Origin of the sequence: Streptomyces curacoi (assembly GCF_001513975.1) — a bacterium.
Lineage (GTDB): Bacteria > Actinomycetota > Actinomycetes > Streptomycetales > Streptomycetaceae > Streptomyces > Streptomyces curacoi.
Genome location: NZ_KQ947987.1, coordinates 61,032 through 76,909 on the forward strand (window position 1 = coordinate 61,032; position 15,878 = coordinate 76,909).

Genomic DNA, 15,878 nt, shown 5'->3' on the forward strand with positions numbered 1-15,878 from the left:
TTCAAGCCCACGCCCACCCTCACCGCAGTACGGCGCCCGTCGCCGGACGAGCCAGAACCACTTCAAGAGGACCAGCCTTGACCACCACCTCCGCTCCCGAAGGCCGTCCCGACACCCGCGCGCGAGGCACCTCCGACGCACACATCTCCCAACGGGAGCCATCTGCGTCGACGACCACGCCGACTCCCCGCGGACCGGAGCGTGCCCCAGCACCGGCTGACCCCTCCCCGCAGAAGGGGCGCTTGCTGCGGGAGGAGCCCGCGCTCCACGAAGGAAGTGAGGTGCAGGGAGGCGGTGCGCGGCAGCGGAACGCGTCGGCGCGGGGAGTTGCCGGTGCGCCGGTGCCCCTACGCGCGCCGATGCAGGCAGGCGCCCCGGACGCCGAGCAGCTGGGCGGTGCCGCCTTCGACCTCCTGGAGCATCCCGACCCGCACACCGCTGCCCAGGCCGCCGCCGTGGAGAACCTGCTCCGCTGCTGGGTGCGCGAGACCAACGCTCCCGCACCGGGCAACGGGATTCTCCGCGTCCCCTTGCCTGCCACCGGCACGGCCCTACTGGTCCCGGTTCACTACTGGTCCCCGACGGGGTGGCACCGCTTCGGCCTCCCGCGCCTGGCTGACGCGCCCGCCCAGTCCCCGCCGATCGACGCGGTCACTCTCGCCGCACTGATCACCAGGGAGACCTCCGGGTGCGGCACACCTGCCGCCGCGGCTTCGGCAGCCGACCCGTCGGCGGCTGGCAGCGCCGCCGTATCCCCTTCCTCCGCCACTCTGACGCCCGCAACTCCGACCGTCCCGGCAAGCTCTGCGGCATCCGACCTCGTCGCCCGCGTCGCCGACTCCCTCCGACGAACCGTCACTTTCATCAGCGAGCGTCGTGAACACCCCGCCGATGGCCCTGACCTCTTCCTCGCAGCCGAGCAGGCGCTCATGCTCGGACACCCGCTCCATCCGACGCCGAAGAGCCGCGAAGGTCTCTCCGAGGGCGAAGCGCGTTCGTACTCACCGGAGTTGCGCGGTTCCTTCTCCTTGCACTGGCTGGCTGTCGCTCCCTCCCTACTCGCCACTGACTCGGCATGGACCGAACGCGGCCGTGTCATCCCCGCCGACCGGCTCACCGCTCGCCTGGCCGGTCCTGAACTGCCGTTGCCCGACGGGTACGCCGCCCTTCCCCTGCATCCCTGGCAGCTGCGCGAGGTCCGGCACCGTCCCGAGACCGCTGCCCTGCTCGATGACGGACTGCTCCAGGACCTCGGTGCCCACGGCGTCCCTTGGCATCCCACCTCCTCCGTACGAACCGTCCACAGGCCCGACACCAATGTCATGCTCAAACTGTCGCTGGGCCTGCGCATCACCAACTCCCGGCGCGAGAATCTCCGCAAGGAGCTGCACCGCGGCGTCGAGGTCCACCGACTCCTGCGGAGTGGCCTCGCCACGCAGTGGCAGGACGCCCATCCGGGATTCGACATCGTTCGCGACCCGGCCTGGCTCGCCGTCGACGGGCCGGACGGCGCTCCGATGTCTGGCCTCGACGTGATGATCCGGCACAACCCGTTCCGGCCTGCCGACGATGTCTCCTGTGTAGCCGGACTCGTCTCGCCCCGCCCCCACGCCCGACCCGGCGCCGTCACGGGCCGGCCCCGGTTGGACAGGCAGCCCCTGTCGTCCCGTCTGGTCGAGTTGGTCACGGGTCTCGCCGCCCGAACGGGCCGCCCCCGGGGTGCGGTTGCCGCCGAGTGGTTCCTGCGCTACCTCGAACAGGTCGTCCGCCCAGTGCTGTGGCTGGATGCCGAGGCGGGAATCGCTTTGGAGGCACACCAGCAGAACACCTTGCTCCTGCTGGACGGCGACGGCTGGCCTTCGGGTGGTCGTTACCGTGACAACCAGGGCTATTACTTCCGTGAGTCCCGGCGCGCGGAACTCGACGCCCGACTGCCCGGCATCGGCGAGCGCAGCGACACCTTCGTCTCGGACGAGGTCGCCGACGAGCGCTTCGCCTACTACCTCGCGATCAACAACGTGCTCGGCCTCATCGGTGCGCTCGGCTCGCAGCGTCTCGCGGACGAACAACTGCTGCTTGCCGCCTTCCGCCGCTTCCTCCGCGATGTGGCCTGCGGCCCGGCCCGGCTGCGCACGCCGCTCCCTGCCTACCTGCTCGACTCACCGGTCCTGCGCTGCAAGGCCAATCTTCTGACCCGGCTGCACGGCCTCGATGAACTCGTCGGCCCGGTCGACACCCAGTCCGTCTACGTCACCATCGCCAACCCCCTTCATCTCTGAGGAACATGCCCCACACCGCCTCCTGAGAGGAGCGTCGCGTGCCTCCCACCGACGCGAGCGCCAACGCCCCCACCGCCCCCGCTGTCGAAATCGGCACTGGCACTCGCCCGCGTGCTCGTGAGAGCCGTATCGACCGGGTAGCCGGCGCGGGAACAGACAGCGAGGACACGCTGGACCTGCGCCTGCCCGACGAACTCGTCGCGCTCTTCGCGGAGGACGCCGATGCCGGTGGAGAGCGCAGTCCGGGCTCAGGCCCGGCCGCACCGGTATCCGCCCTTCCCATCTACGACGATCTGCTGGACCACGTCGCCGACTGGGGGCCGATCAGCACCGCTGCGGGAGTGCTTCACCTCGTCCCCGTGCGCATCGAACGAGACCTGCCGATCATCAGTCGCTGGATGAACGACCCCGCCGTCGCCGCGTTCTGGGGGCTCGCCGGACCCCGGACCGCGACCGAGGAGCACCTGCGGTCCCAGCTCACCGGTGACGGACGCAGCCTCCCCTGTCTGGGCCTGCTGGAGGGCGTGCCGATGAGCTACTGGGAGATCTACCGAGCCGACCTCGACCCACTGGCCCGGCACTATCCGGCTCGGCCCCATGACACAGGACTCCATCTCCTCATCGGGCCCGTCGGCGATCGTGGGCAAAGACTCGGTGGCACCCTTCTCCGAGCCGTCGCCGACCTCGCCCTCCACAAACGGCCCGCCTGCGCTCGCATCGTCGCCGAACCCGACATTCGCAACACCCCTTCTGTCGCTGCCTTCCTCAGCGCCGGATTCCGGTTCGCCGCTGAGATCGACCTGCCTGCCAAGCGGGCTGCTCTCATGCTCAGAGAGCGGAGCCTGCGCCATCTGCTGTGACGCCGTGTCGTAGCGTCGTCACTTTTGGTACACCGCTCGGGTCGATCCGGTTCCCACTTCCGATGGATGCGAATTCAGGCCCAGTCGATCTCTCTTCCGCCTCTCTTCCGTGACCGCGTCGATGGCTGGAGGTACATGGGTGAGCAGGGCCGATCCCAGCCGTCCCCGCACAACCGGCCCGCTGTCCGCACTCGGCGACCCGGTCCAGACCCGGGGCGCGCCCTTCGCATCGGAATGGCCACGGCCTAGTCCGAAGCCCTCAGGTCCCGACTGCCCACGGCCCCGTCGAAGCACGCACTCAAGTCCCCGAATCGCCACGGCCCCCTCAGAGGCACTCAAGCACCCGAACCCTCCGACCACGTCCGAACCGGGCCTCGACCCCACCCGAATCGCACCTGACCTCAAATCGACCGATCTCGCACGCACTCGCACGCACCCGACCCGAACCGATCCACACCCGAGGAACCCCAGGTCTTGATCCCACCCCTCCTCCCCACCGTGATCGCCCGTTTGTCAGTGCCGGGCCGTAGGGTGGTCGCGCTATGACAGAGCCCTCACTCCCCGAACTCCTGCATGCTGCCGTCACTGCCGTCGGCGGTACGGAGCGCCCCGGCCAGGTGACCATGGCCGAGTCCGTCGCAGAGGCGATCGACGGCGGCTCCCATCTGCTGGTCCAGGCCGGCACCGGCACCGGTAAGTCGCTGGGTTACCTCGTGCCCGCACTCGCGCACGGGGAGCGGGTCGTCGTGGCGACGGCCACCCTGGCCCTGCAGCGCCAGCTCGTGGAGCGTGACCTGCCGCGCACCGTCGAGGCACTGCACCCGCTGCTGCGCCGTCGCCCCGAGTTCGCGATGCTCAAGGGCAGGTCGAACTACTTGTGCCTGCACCGCTTGCACGAGGGCATGCCGCAGGACGAGGAGGAGGGCCTCTTCGACCAGTTCGAGGCGGCGGCTCCCACCAGCAAGCTGGGGCAGGACCTGCTGCGCCTGCGTGACTGGGCGGACGAGACGGAGACGGGCGATCGCGACGGCCTGACGCCCGGTGTGTCCGACCGGGCCTGGGCCCAGGTCTCGGTGTCGTCCCGGGAATGCCTGGGCGCTTCGAAGTGTGCGTACGGTGCCGAATGCTTCGCCGAGATGGCCCGTGAGCGGGCCAAGCTCGCGGAGGTCGTCGTCACCAACCACGCGCTGCTCGCGATCGACGCCATCGAGGGCGCCCCCGTCCTCCCGCAACACGAGGTCCTGATCGTCGACGAGGCGCACGAACTTGTCTCCCGGGTCACCGGAGTCGCCACCGGCGAGCTCACTCCCGGCCAGGTCAACCGCGCGGTGCGGCGCGCCGCGAAGCTCGTCAACGAGAAGGCCGCCGACCAGCTACAGACCGCCGCCGAGGGCTTTGAACGGCTGATGGAGCTGGCCCTGCCGGGCCGCCTGGAGGAGATCCCGGAGGATCTCTCCTACGCGCTGATGGCGCTGCGCGACGCCTGCCGGACGGTCATCTCCGCGATCGGCGCGACCCGCGACAAGTCCGTCCAGGACGAGGACGCGGTCCGCAAGCAGGCACTGGCCTCGGTTGAGACGGTGCACGACGTGGCGGAGCGGATCACGAACGGCTCCGAGTGGGACGTCGTCTGGTACGAGCGTCACGACCGTTTCGGCGCCTCCCTGCGCGTCGCCCCCATGTCCGTGTCGGGCCTCTTGAGGGAGAAGCTCTTCGCGGACCGCTCCGTCGTCCTGACCTCCGCGACCCTGAAGCTGGGGGGCGACTTCAATGGCGTCGGCGCGTCCCTGGGACTCGCCCCCGAGGGCACGGAGGGCGACGATCTCCCGCAGTGGAAGGGGGTGGATGTCGGCTCGCCTTTCGATTACCGCAAGCAGGGCATCCTGTACGTCGCCAAGCATCTGTCGCGCCCCGCGCGGGACGGCGACCGCGTGGACATGCTCGACGAGCTGACCGAACTGATCCAGGCGGCCGGCGGCCGAACGCTCGGCCTGTTCTCCTCGATGCGGGCCGCCCAGCTGGCCGCCGAGGAGCTGCGCTCCCGCATCCCCGAGTTCCCGATCCTCCTGCAGGGCGAGGAGACACTCGGTGAGTTGATCAAGAACTTCGCGGCCGACCCGAAGACCTGCCTGTTCGGCACGTTGTCTCTCTGGCAGGGCGTCGATGTGCCCGGTCCCAGCTGTCAGCTGGTCGTCATGGACAAGATCCCGTTCCCTCGCCCGGACGATCCACTGATGAGCGCCCGCCAGAAGGCGGTGGAGGAAGCCGGCGGCAACGGCTTCATGGCGGTCGCAGCCACCCACGCCGCGCTGCTGATGGCCCAGGGCGCTGGCCGCCTCGTACGGGCGTCGGGGGACCGTGGCGTGGTCGCCGTACTGGACCAGCGGCTGGCCACGGCCCGGTACGGGAGCTATCTGAAGGCGTCACTGCCCGACTTCTGGTACACGACGGACCGTAACCAGGTGCGTAAGTCGCTGGCCGCGATCGATGCGGTGGCGAAGAAGGCAGAAGCGGAGCAGCCGTAGTGATCGAGGGTCGGCCTGTCGCGGTGCCGCGACAGGCCAACCCCCGACCTGGAAAACGATGACGTCGGGTCCCGCGAGGACGTTATGCGCCGCGCAATGCGGGACCCAGAACGGCACAGGGCCGGACCCAGAACAGCACAGGGCCCCGGAACCGGCGCAGGGGTCCCGGGGCCCGGTCAGGGGGCGACGCCTTGCGGCTTCGCCCGCCGCAGCCGTCACACGCGCCGCAGCACTGCCACCACCTTGCCCAGGATGGTTGCGTCGTCGCCGGGGATCGGCTCGTACGCAGAGTTGTGCGGGAGGAGCCAGACGTGGCCGTCCTCGCGCTTGAAGCGCTTGACGGTGGCCTCGCCGTCGAGCATCGCGGCGACGATGTCGCCGTTCTCGGCGACCGGCTGGCGACGGACCGTGACCCAGTCGCCGTCGCAGATCGCGGCCTCGATCATCGAGTCACCGACGACCTTCAGCACGAAGAGCTCGCCGTCGCCGACCAGCTGCCGGGGGAGAGGGAAGACATCCTCGACCGACTCCTCCGCGAGGATCGGGCCACCGGCGGCGATGCGGCCGACCAGCGGAACGTACGACGCGGCGGGCTTGCCGGTGGTGTCCGTGGGCTGCACCGAGGCGGCCTGGTCGGACCCGCGCACCTCGTACGCGCGCGGGCGGTGGGGGTCGCGACGGAGGAAGCCCTTGCGCTCCAGTGCCATCAGCTGGTGTGCGACGGAGGAGGTGCTGGACAGGCCGACAGCCTGGCCGATCTCCCGCATCGACGGCGGATAGCCACGCCGCTGGACGGAATCCCTAATGACCTCGATCACGCGGCGCTGCCGGTCGGTCAGCCCTGAACTGTCCGCCCGGATGCCCGGAGGTCGGCCCGGCAGGGAGCGCTTGTGTCCCTCGGGATTCATGGCTTCGTTCATCGCATGCACCGGCTCGAGTCGGCCCTGGGAGCGGTCCTGGGCAGTGATGGTGGCACTGTCTGCGGTGGTGGTCACGTCGGCCCCTCTCGATGGTCTCCCTGCTGCACAACGGTAGTTGCTTTCGAAAGGTTGCGCCAAACACACGTTCGAGTGAAAAATCGCGAATCGCCTACCGCGATCATGTGTCTGGGTGTATGGCTAACGCGCTCTCCGGCGGGCAAAAGGGCCCATTGTTGTACTCTTCACCGCCGGAGTGACGACCTCGTGGGTTGTTGCCCCAGTCTGCCATCCGGCATCACCGCAACCGGGAACCGACCCCCACTCTGTGCGGGAGTCCCACGTCGCCTCCGTGCGGCGCTCACGGTATCTCCGTATGTGCCGTAGCGATACGGCTGTGCGTCCATGGGTGCGCGGCGCCGACGTACGCGTAGGGCGCACGCCGATACCTGCGCGACACGCGCGTAAGGCGTGCGTGTATGAGCCAATCCCCACATCTAGTGGTTGGATTGCGGCAGCAGCCCAGAAGTTGTGGTCCCCCCGGTCTTCGGACGCTCGGAGATCGCCTATGCTTGGGGCTGCTTCGAGGGGCCCGTGAGGCCCAGCGAGGCTGTTGAGTCTGCTGTGAGGAGGTTGGGAGTAATGCACTGCCCCTTCTGCAGGCACCCCGACAGTCGCGTCGTCGACAGCCGTACGACCGACGACGGCACGTCGATCCGCAGGCGCCGCCAGTGTCCGGACTGCTCCCGTCGTTTCACGACCGTGGAGACGTGCTCACTGATGGTGGTCAAGCGGTCCGGAGTCACCGAGCCGTTCAGCCGTACCAAGGTCATCAATGGCGTGCGCAAGGCATGCCAGGGACGGCCTGTCACCGAGGACGCGCTCGCCCAGCTCGGCCAACGGGTCGAGGAGGCGGTGCGGGCCACCGGAAGCGCCGAGCTGACCACCCACGACGTGGGGCTGGCCATACTCGGCCCGTTGCAGGAGCTCGACCTCGTCGCCTATCTGCGATTCGCCTCCGTCTACCGGGCGTTCGACTCGCTCGAGGACTTCGAGGCCGCGATCGCGGAGCTCAGGGAGACGACGGGACACCCCGCCGCGGACGACGACGACCGCGAGGACGACGCAGGCGCAGTCGCGGGGAGCCAGGAAGACGACCGCGGGTCCGGAGGGACTGCACAAGTCCCCGTGCCCGCCAGCGCCGCCGACTGAGGGCGGGCCGGAACCGGTCTTCGGACTGCGGATCCGGCCGAGGGCGGCGACAGAAGACCTGTTGCGGGTGGCGATCAGAGGGTGCCCGCAGCACCAGACAGAACACCGTGCCACGGGGAACATCGGGGCACTTCAGGGCGTTTTAGCCCGTACAGGGAGGCGGCATGACAGAGACGGCGAGCGGTCCGGCACGGAGTTCCCGCGCCAAGGGCACCAAGGCGGCCAAGGGACTGCGTATCGAGCGCATCCACACCACCCCCGGCGTACACCCGTATGACGAGGTGGCCTGGGAGCGCCGTGACGTCGTCATGACCAACTGGCGCGACGGCTCGGTCAACTTCGAGCAGCGCGGCGTGGAGTTCCCCGACTTCTGGTCGGTGAACGCGGTCAACATCGTCACCAGCAAGTACTTCCGCGGTGCCGTCGGCACCCCGCAGCGCGAGGTGAGCCTGAAGCAGCTCATCGACCGCATCGTGAAGACGTACCGGAAGGCCGGCGAGGACTACAAGTACTTCGCCTCGCCCGCCGACGCCGAGATCTTCGAGCACGAGCTGGCCTACGCCCTCCTGCACCAGATCTTCAGCTTCAACAGCCCTGTCTGGTTCAACGTCGGCACGCCCCAGCCGCAGCAGGTCTCCGCCTGCTTCATCCTGTCCGTCGACGACTCCATGGAGTCGATCCTCGACTGGTACAAGGAAGAGGGCATGATCTTCAAGGGCGGCTCCGGCGCCGGCCTGAACCTCTCCCGCATCCGCTCCTCCAAGGAGCTGCTGTCCTCCGGCGGCAACGCCTCCGGCCCCGTCTCCTTCATGCGCGGCGCCGACGCCTCCGCAGGGACGATCAAGTCCGGCGGCGCCACCCGCCGGGCCGCCAAGATGGTCATCCTCGACGTCGACCACCCCGACATCGAGGACTTCATCGAGACCAAGGTCAAGGAAGAGGAGAAGATCCGCGCCCTGCGCGACGCGGGCTTCGACATGGACCTCGGCGGCGAGGACATCACTTCCGTCCAGTACCAGAACGCCAACAACTCGGTCCGCGTGAACGACGAGTTCATGAAGGCGGTCGAGTCCGGCGGCAAGTTCGGCCTGCGCGCGCGGATGACCGGCGAGGTCATCGAGGAGGTCGACGCCAAGGCCCTGTTCCGCAAGATGGCCGAGGCCGCCTGGGCCTGCGCCGACCCCGGCATCCAGTACGACGACACCATCAACCACTGGCACACCTGCCCGGAGTCCGGCCGTATCAACGGCTCGAACCCCTGCAGCGAGTACATGCACCTGGACAACACGTCCTGCAACCTCGCCTCGCTGAACCTGATGAAGTTCCTGAAGGACGACAGCAAGGGCAACCAGTCCTTCGACGTCGAGCGCTTCGCGAAGGTCGTCGAGCTCGTCATCACCGCGATGGACATCTCCATCTGCTTCGCGGACTTCCCGACGCAGAAGATCGGTGAGAACACGCGCGCGTTCCGCCAGCTCGGCATCGGCTACGCCAACCTCGGCGCCCTGCTGATGGCGACCGGCCACGCGTACGACTCGGACGGCGGCCGTGCCCTCGCCGGTGCCATCACCTCCCTGATGACCGGCACGTCGTACCGCCGCTCCGCCGAACTCGCCGCGGTCGTCGGCCCGTACGACGGCTACGCCCGCAACGCGCAGCCGCACCTTCGTGTGATGAAGCAGCACGCCGACGCCAACGACAAGGCCGTCCGCATGGACGACCTGGACACGCCGGTCTGGGCCGCCGCCACGGAGGCCTGGCAGGACGTTCTGCGCCTCGGTGAGAAGAACGGTTTCCGTAACTCCCAGGCGTCCGTCATCGCCCCGACCGGCACCATCGGTCTCGCGATGTCCTGCGACACCACCGGCCTGGAGCCCGACCTCGCCCTGGTCAAGTTCAAGAAGCTGGTCGGCGGCGGCTCGATGCAGATCGTCAACGGCACCGTTCCGCAGGCCCTGCGCCGCCTGGGCTACCAGGAGGAGCAGATCGAGGCGATCGTCGCCCACATCGCCGAGCACGGCAATGTGATCGACGCCCCCGGCCTCAAGCACGAGCACTACGAGGTGTTCGACTGCGCCATGGGCGAGCGCGCCATCTCCCCGATGGGCCACGTCCGCATGATGGCCGCGATCCAGCCGTGGATCTCCGGCGCCCTGTCCAAGACGGTCAACATGCCGGAGTCGGCGACCGTCGAGGAGGTCGAGGAGATCTACTTCGAGGCCTGGAAGATGGGCGTCAAGGCGCTCGCCATCTACCGCGACAACTGCAAGGTCGGCCAGCCGCTCTCCGCCAAGACCAAGGAGAAGGAGAAGGCCGAGGAGCCTGCGGCCGTCGAGCCCAAGGTCGAGAAGGTCGTCGAGTACCGCCCGGTCCGCAAGCGCCTCCCGAAGGGCCGCCCCGGCATCACCACGTCCTTCACGGTCGGTGGCGCCGAGGGCTACATGACCGCCAACTCCTACCCGGACGACGGTCTCGGCGAGGTCTTCCTGAAGATGTCCAAGCAGGGCTCGACGCTCGCGGGCATGATGGACGCCTTCTCGATCGCCGTCTCGGTGGGTCTGCAGTACGGCGTGCCGCTGGAGACGTACGTCTCGAAGTTCACGAACATGCGCTTCGAGCCGGCCGGCATGACGGACGACCCGGACGTGCGGATGGCCCAGTCGATCGTCGACTACATCTTCCGCCGCCTGGCGCTCGACTTCCTGCCCTTCGAGACGCGCTCCGCGCTCGGCATCCACTCCGCCGAGGAGCGCCAGCGTCACCTGGAGACGGGTTCGTACGAGCCCGCCGAGGACGAGGTCGACGTAGAGGGCCTGGCCCAGTCGGCGCCGCGCGCCCAGGAGCTGAAGGCCGTCGCCACTCCGAAGGCCGAGGCCGAGGCTGCCAAGCCCGCTCCGCAGCAGGCCCACACCAGCGCCGAACTGGTGGAGATGCAGCTCGGCATCCAGGCCGACGCCCCGCTGTGCTTCTCCTGCGGCACGAAGATGCAGCGGGCCGGCTCCTGCTACATCTGCGAGGGCTGCGGCTCGACCAGCGGCTGCAGCTGATACCGGGCGGAATTGCGTCGGATGCAACACCCGACGTAGCTGAACCTGAAGCGTGATCTCTGTGAGGGAGGGGCGTCAGCCCTGGGCTGACGCCCTCCCTTTCCGCAGTTGGTACACCACGATTGCGTTCTGAGAACACGCATCGCGCCGAAGGCGCGAGAAGAGATCGTTCCGGGGGTGCAAGCCCCTGGAATGACGAACGCCCAGCCTTGTAGGGGGCCGGGCGGTCGTTGCAGTCAGGAACGTAATGTCCTGCGCGTGTAGGAACCTGCATGACATCACGTCCTGGTCTGCGGTGCAAAAGCAACCAGGAAGGGAGTGATGAACATGACGAACAAGCGTCAGACCAGCAAGAAGGTCGCCGCGAAGGCCAGCAAGCAGCTGACCAGCCCGAAGTCGACCCCGGCGCAGAAGTCTGTGGCGGCCAGCGCCTTGTCGCAGACGAAGACCGGCAAGACCAAGAAGAAGTGATACTGGCCGTCCCGGGCCTACACCCGGGGCGGCCAGCCTCGTTTCCGCTGGCCAGGCACGCCGCCGTAACCGATTCAACGATGTTGCGTTGAATGCATCGTGAGTCGAGGGGTGGATCTGCCAGGTGCCGCGCACCTGATGCTGGCCGACGGCGTCGTGCATCTGGAACCGGAGCCAGCGGTTTTCGAGGCGATGCTGGACGGCTGGGCCCGGCAGCAAAGGACCCGGTTCCTGGACGAGGTCGGGACGATCAAGCCGCGGCTGTCCGTGGTGCGGCGGTTCGCGGAGTTCACTAACCAGTACCCCTGGCAGTGGGAGCCTGCCGAAGTCGAGGCGTTCATCGACCACCTAAGGTCGCGGCGCAAGAAGTTCGCCGTGTCCACCGGGCGGAACTACCAGAACGCGCTCCGGATGTTCTGCGAGTACGCCACCGACGCTCGCTACGGCTGGCCCGTGCGCTGTCTGGAACGCTTCGGCCAGGCGCCCGTGCAGATCCTGCACGAGTGGAACACGGTCACCCACAGCAGCGAATACGAGGGCGACGCCGGTCGGCGCCCACTGACCTACGACGAGGTTCAGGCTCTGTTCGACGCGGCTGACGCACGGGTCGCCGAGATCCGGGCCCGGCGTCGCAAGGGCTCACTTGCTGCCCTTCGGGACGCGATCCTCCTCAAAACCGTCTACGCCTACGGGCTCCGCCGTCAGGAAGCCTGCGGGCTGGACCTGGCTGACCTACGGCGGAATCCGAAGATGCCGCAGTACGGCCGGTTTGGCGGCCTGTTCGTACGCTACGGAAAGTCCTCCAAGGGAGGCCCGCCCAAGCGCCGCACCGTCTTGACCGTCCCCGAACTGGACTGGAGCGTCGACCTCCTTGACCAGTACCTGGAGGAGGTCCGCCCGGCCTTCTCCCCAGGAAAGCACCCCGCCCTCTGGATCACCGAACGCCGGGGCCGGATGTCCACCCGCCGCCTGGACGAAGCCTTCGAGACCGCCCGCAAAGCTGCAGACCTGCCCGAAGAACTCGACTTGCACGGGCTTCGCCACAGCTACGTCACGCATCTCGTTGAGTTCGGCTACCCCGAGCGGTTCGTCCAGGACCAGGTCGGCCACGCCTACGCCAGCACCACCGCGATCTACACCGGCGTCTCGGACGAGTACCGCAACCGGTTGCTTCAGCGGATGTTGAAGGAACGGCACGCCGAGCTCTGGGAGGACGACGACACGTGATCAAGAAGATGGGCTACCAGTGGCACCTGCGGCAGATCATGGCCACCCGGCAGATGTTCCAGACAACTGATTTGGTCGGCCCACTCGCCGAGCGAGGCATCACCCTGTCCCGGGAACAGGTATTCCGCCTGGTCACCCAGCCCCCACAGCGGCTGTCGATGGACACCCTCGCGGCCCTCTGCGACATCCTCAGCTGCCAGCCCGGCGACCTCATCGAGGTCCGGGTCGTCAACGAGGAGATCCGCAAGACCGCGGACGAAGCACCGGTCCGGCCGCTGCCGGCCGCCCGCCGGACCACGATTCGTCGCCCCGAGGGACTATGACCAAGGCTCGCGACCGCCGTCGAGCCGAACAGCGACAGGCCGCCCTGGACCGCGTGATCACCGTGCTCACCGCCTCGCTGCCCCACCTCGACCGGGCGGAAGCCGTCCAGGCCGTCTCCGAGGCACATGCCGCCCGGGGCATCCCGCTCCGCGACCTCGACCAGCACCTCACCGACCACCCCACGGCCCTGATCTCCGGCGAAGCCCACTGCCCGCCTGTCGTCGTCCGCCTCGCCAAGATCCTGCATACTGCGGGACACACAGCCGTAGTCCGACCGGCCTGCACCGACTGCGGAAGATCCAACCTGGACCTCCCACGGCTCGGCCCCAACGGGCGCCTCTGCATCAACTGCTCGGCCCGCAGCAGCAAGGGCACCTGCGACCGGTGCGGTCGCACCGACACCCGGCTCGCCGCCCGCCGAGCCGAGGGCCTCATCTGCTACTCCTGCTACCGCGTCGACGCGGACGTCGTCGAGGAATGCGCCGTCTGCGGCCAACTCCGCATGCCGGTTACCCGCCGCCCGGACAACTCCCCGCTCTGCGTGTCCTGCTGGGTCGGCCCCCAGCACACCTGCGTGAGCTGCGGCACCGTTGGACCGGCCAAGTCGAACGGCCCGGACGGGGCGCTCTGCGCGTCCTGCCACCACCGGCAGCAGAAGCCGGTCCGGGAATGCGGCCGTTGCGGACAAGTCCGACGCATCGCTCGTCGGGCCACCGGCTCGCGGCCGGACATCTGCGAAGACTGCTACAGCGGGCCCGTCAAAACCTGCTCCATCTGCGGGAAAGCCTGCCCCTGCCACCGCGGGACGGACGGCGCCTGGGCCTGCCGAAGCTGTCGCCCGAGGCTGACCCAGGAATGCTGCCGCTGCGGTCGGACCCGCCGAGTCCACACCCGCTGGCCGATCGGCCCGGTCTGCTCGACCTGCTACACCGTCGTGCTGGATGCGCCCGCGACCTGCACCGGCTGCGGCCGCCACCAGCCGCTGATCGGCATCGCCGAGGACGGCACCAGGATTTGCGGAGCCTGCTCGGGCACCGCCTTCGACTACACCTGTCGCACCTGCGGGCTCGGCGGCCGAACCTACGCCGACGCCCAATGCGCCCGCTGCGTCCTCACCGCCCGCCTCCAGCAGCTGCTGGCTGGCCCCGCCGGGCACATCCCAGCACCGCTACAGCCGCTGCGGGAGACTCTCGCCCTGGCCGAGCGGCCCCGCGGCATCCTGCACTGGCTCACGCACAGCCCGAACGCCGCCCTCTTCGCCAGCTTGGCCGCCTCGGGCGAACCGATCACCCACCAGCGGCTCGATCAGCTCCCGCCCAGCCGACACCTGCACTACGTCCGCCACACCCTCGTGCACCTCGGCGCCCTCCCATGGCGAGATGAGGAACTCGACCGAATCCCCGCCTGGCTGGACACCGTCCTGGCTGACCGTCCCGCCGGCCACGTCCAGCTGGTCCGCCCCTACGCGCACTGGCACTTGCTGCGACGGGCCCGACGACGCGCCACCCAGCGTCGCCGCCCGGCGGAGCCGGGCTCGTTCCTCCGAACCCGGGTCCTGGTCGCTCTGGAGTTCCTCGCCTGGCTGGACGAACATGGCCTCGACCTGGGCGGACTTCGGCAAGACCACCTCGACCGATGGCTGGACGCGGGCAACACCCGCACCTACGCGATCCGCTACTTCCTGTCCTGGACCACCGGCCGCGGCCTCACCTGCAAGCTCACGGTCCCTTCCATTCCGCGTCAGCAGCCCAGCCGGCTGATGGACGAAGACGGCCGCTGGCAGCTGCTGAAACGGTGCCTGACCGACTCCGCCATGGCTCTGGACATCCGGGCCGCCGGCGCACTGATCCTGCTCTTCGGGCTGCACGCGTCCCACGTCCGGCACCTCACTGCGACCCAACTCACCCGCCGCAACGGCAACAGCTACCTCACCGTCGACCGGCACCCGATCCTGCTGCCGCCCCGGCTCGCCAGACTCCTCCACCAGCTGGCCGAAGCACCCCACACCCGGGCCGCCCTCACCCGCACCAACCGCGGCGAGCCATGGCTCTTCCCCGGCCTCGTCCCCGGCCGCCCCACATCGCAGACAGGCCTCAGCTCGAAGCTTCTGTCCCAAGGCATCGACACAAGGCCCGCTCGAAACGCAGCTCTGGTCGCACTCGCCGGCGACCTGCCCGCACCAGTCCTCGCGAGCATCCTCGGTCTCCACCCCAACACCGCAGTTCGCTGGGCGGGGTTCGCCAAGACCTCCTGGGCCGACTACCTCGCCGCCCGTGCTGCGAGCCTTCGCCAGGAGAGGAATACGACGCCGCAGAAATAAGTGGTCTGCGCCAGTACGCCGGGCGGGGCTTGGCCCCGCCCGCGGACAGGCCTTGAAGGGCCTGACGGAAGGTCCACAAGGAGGGGCGCCGACCACATGTCGGCGCCCCTCCTTGCTGTATGTCCCCGCGAGCGTACGGGCGGCTCTCAGGGCCGGCGGCGCCTGCCCATGGTGGCCGTGAACGTCGCCGGGTCGTCCTCGAAACCGTGGATTCCGGGGTGGAAGTCCCACGTGGACCCTTCGCGTATGAACTCCGCGACGGTCGCCGCCGTCGATCCGAGGACGGCACCGAAGTCGTCCTCGGCCAGGACGGTGTAACCCTCGCGGATGCGCAGCGCCGGCTTGACGACGCTGACGAAGGTCCGTTGCGCGGGGCGTTGCTGGATCACGACTCCGACCACCACGCGCGCGTACCGGCTGTCGAGCCGGTCGAGCTCCGCGGTCAGGACCTCGTCCCAGCCGAAGCCCTTGCCGTCCTTGCTGTCCCGGTTCAGATAGATGGTTCCGTCCGGGGAACGGCTGTCGAAGTGCACAACGTAGGCGGGATCGCCGTACGGATCGTCGGCCAGGTACGTCGCGGCGACGAGGTCCAGGTCGGTGGGTGGCTGACCGGCGGGACTCGGGTCCCACTTGACCGAGATTTCGACTTTCCGGATCCCCTTGTTGATGGCGTTCACCAGGCTCCCCTTCCCCGTT

Annotated in this window: 11 protein-coding genes; 9 read left to right on the plus strand and 2 right to left on the minus strand. The window is 68.7% G+C overall.

The genetic code is table 11. The features are described from left to right. Window positions 1-359 precede the first annotated feature (359 nt). The 3 genes from AQI70_RS13865 (at window position 360) to AQI70_RS13875 (ending at window position 5,664) form a co-directional block, all read left to right on the plus strand. Window positions 360-2,279 (plus strand): IucA/IucC family protein, encoded by a 1,920-nt coding sequence (locus AQI70_RS13865; protein ID WP_062148506.1) that lies wholly within the window; start codon window positions 360-362, stop codon window positions 2,277-2,279. Window positions 2,280-2,317: 38 nt separating this feature from the next. Further along, the gene (locus tag AQI70_RS13870; RefSeq protein WP_062148509.1) at window positions 2,318-3,139 is read left to right on the plus strand and encodes a GNAT family N-acetyltransferase; all 822 of its coding nucleotides are present in this window, start codon (window positions 2,318-2,320) and stop codon (window positions 3,137-3,139) included. Between the two features lie 542 nt (window positions 3,140-3,681). After that, entirely contained in the window at window positions 3,682-5,664 is a 1,983-nt protein-coding gene (locus AQI70_RS13875) for an ATP-dependent DNA helicase (RefSeq protein WP_062148512.1), read from the plus strand. Between the two features lie 215 nt (window positions 5,665-5,879). Here the strand turns inward: AQI70_RS13875 and lexA are convergent, their stop codons facing one another. Beyond that, window positions 5,880-6,659, minus strand: a complete 780-nt coding sequence (gene lexA / locus AQI70_RS13880) for a transcriptional repressor LexA (RefSeq protein WP_003997358.1) — start codon at window positions 6,657-6,659, stop codon at window positions 5,880-5,882. A 564-nt stretch (window positions 6,660-7,223) separates the two neighbouring features. On the opposite strand from lexA, the gene nrdR reads away from it, so the two are divergent. From nrdR to AQI70_RS38505, 6 genes are all read left to right on the plus strand, one after another. Continuing rightward, entirely contained in the window at window positions 7,224-7,793 is a 570-nt protein-coding gene (gene nrdR / locus AQI70_RS13885) for a transcriptional regulator NrdR (protein ID WP_003997357.1), read from the plus strand. Window positions 7,794-7,957: 164 nt separating this feature from the next. Then, a complete protein-coding gene (locus AQI70_RS13890; RefSeq protein ID WP_062148515.1) occupies window positions 7,958-10,840 on the plus strand; it encodes a vitamin B12-dependent ribonucleotide reductase in 2,883 nt (960 codons plus the stop codon). A 327-nt stretch (window positions 10,841-11,167) separates the two neighbouring features. Then, window positions 11,168-11,311 (plus strand): hypothetical protein, encoded by a 144-nt coding sequence (locus AQI70_RS39615; protein ID WP_167358901.1) that lies wholly within the window; start codon window positions 11,168-11,170, stop codon window positions 11,309-11,311. A gap of 138 nt (window positions 11,312-11,449) precedes the next feature. Beyond that, the gene (locus tag AQI70_RS13895) at window positions 11,450-12,538 is read left to right on the plus strand and encodes a tyrosine-type recombinase/integrase (RefSeq protein ID WP_208607362.1); all 1,089 of its coding nucleotides are present in this window, start codon (window positions 11,450-11,452) and stop codon (window positions 12,536-12,538) included. After that, window positions 12,535-12,861 carry a helix-turn-helix domain-containing protein gene (locus tag AQI70_RS13900; RefSeq protein WP_062148521.1) on the plus strand — a complete coding sequence of 109 codons (327 nt, stop codon included), beginning with the start codon at window positions 12,535-12,537 and terminating at the stop codon, window positions 12,859-12,861. The genes AQI70_RS13895 and AQI70_RS13900 overlap by 4 nt, the downstream gene beginning before the upstream one ends. Next, window positions 12,858-15,182, plus strand: coding sequence for a hypothetical protein (locus AQI70_RS38505; RefSeq protein WP_062148525.1), 2,325 nt, complete (start codon window positions 12,858-12,860; stop codon window positions 15,180-15,182). Before AQI70_RS13900 ends, AQI70_RS38505 begins: the two co-directional genes overlap by 4 nt. 146 nt (window positions 15,183-15,328) lie before the next feature. On the opposite strand, the gene AQI70_RS13910 is transcribed toward AQI70_RS38505, so the two are convergent. Next, window positions 15,329-15,859, minus strand: a complete 531-nt coding sequence (locus AQI70_RS13910) for a TerD family protein (protein WP_062148528.1) — start codon at window positions 15,857-15,859, stop codon at window positions 15,329-15,331. Window positions 15,860-15,878: the final 19 nt, after the last annotated feature.

Excerpts from the sequence above, each read along its gene's own strand:
- AQI70_RS13865 (WP_062148506.1), top strand. The coding sequence starts at position 360 with ATGCAGGCAGGCGCCCCGGACGCCGAGCAGCTGGGCGGTGCCGCCTTC.
- AQI70_RS13875 (WP_062148512.1), top strand. The coding sequence starts at position 3,682 with ATGACAGAGCCCTCACTCCCCGAACTCCTGCATGCTGCCGTCACTGCC.
- nrdR (WP_003997357.1), top strand. The coding sequence starts at position 7,224 with ATGCACTGCCCCTTCTGCAGGCACCCCGACAGTCGCGTCGTCGACAGC.
- AQI70_RS13890 (WP_062148515.1), top strand. The coding sequence starts at position 7,958 with ATGACAGAGACGGCGAGCGGTCCGGCACGGAGTTCCCGCGCCAAGGGC.
- AQI70_RS39615 (WP_167358901.1), top strand. The coding sequence starts at position 11,168 with ATGACGAACAAGCGTCAGACCAGCAAGAAGGTCGCCGCGAAGGCCAGC.
- AQI70_RS13895 (WP_208607362.1), top strand. The coding sequence starts at position 11,450 with ATGCTGGCCGACGGCGTCGTGCATCTGGAACCGGAGCCAGCGGTTTTC.
- AQI70_RS38505 (WP_062148525.1), top strand. The coding sequence starts at position 12,858 with ATGACCAAGGCTCGCGACCGCCGTCGAGCCGAACAGCGACAGGCCGCC.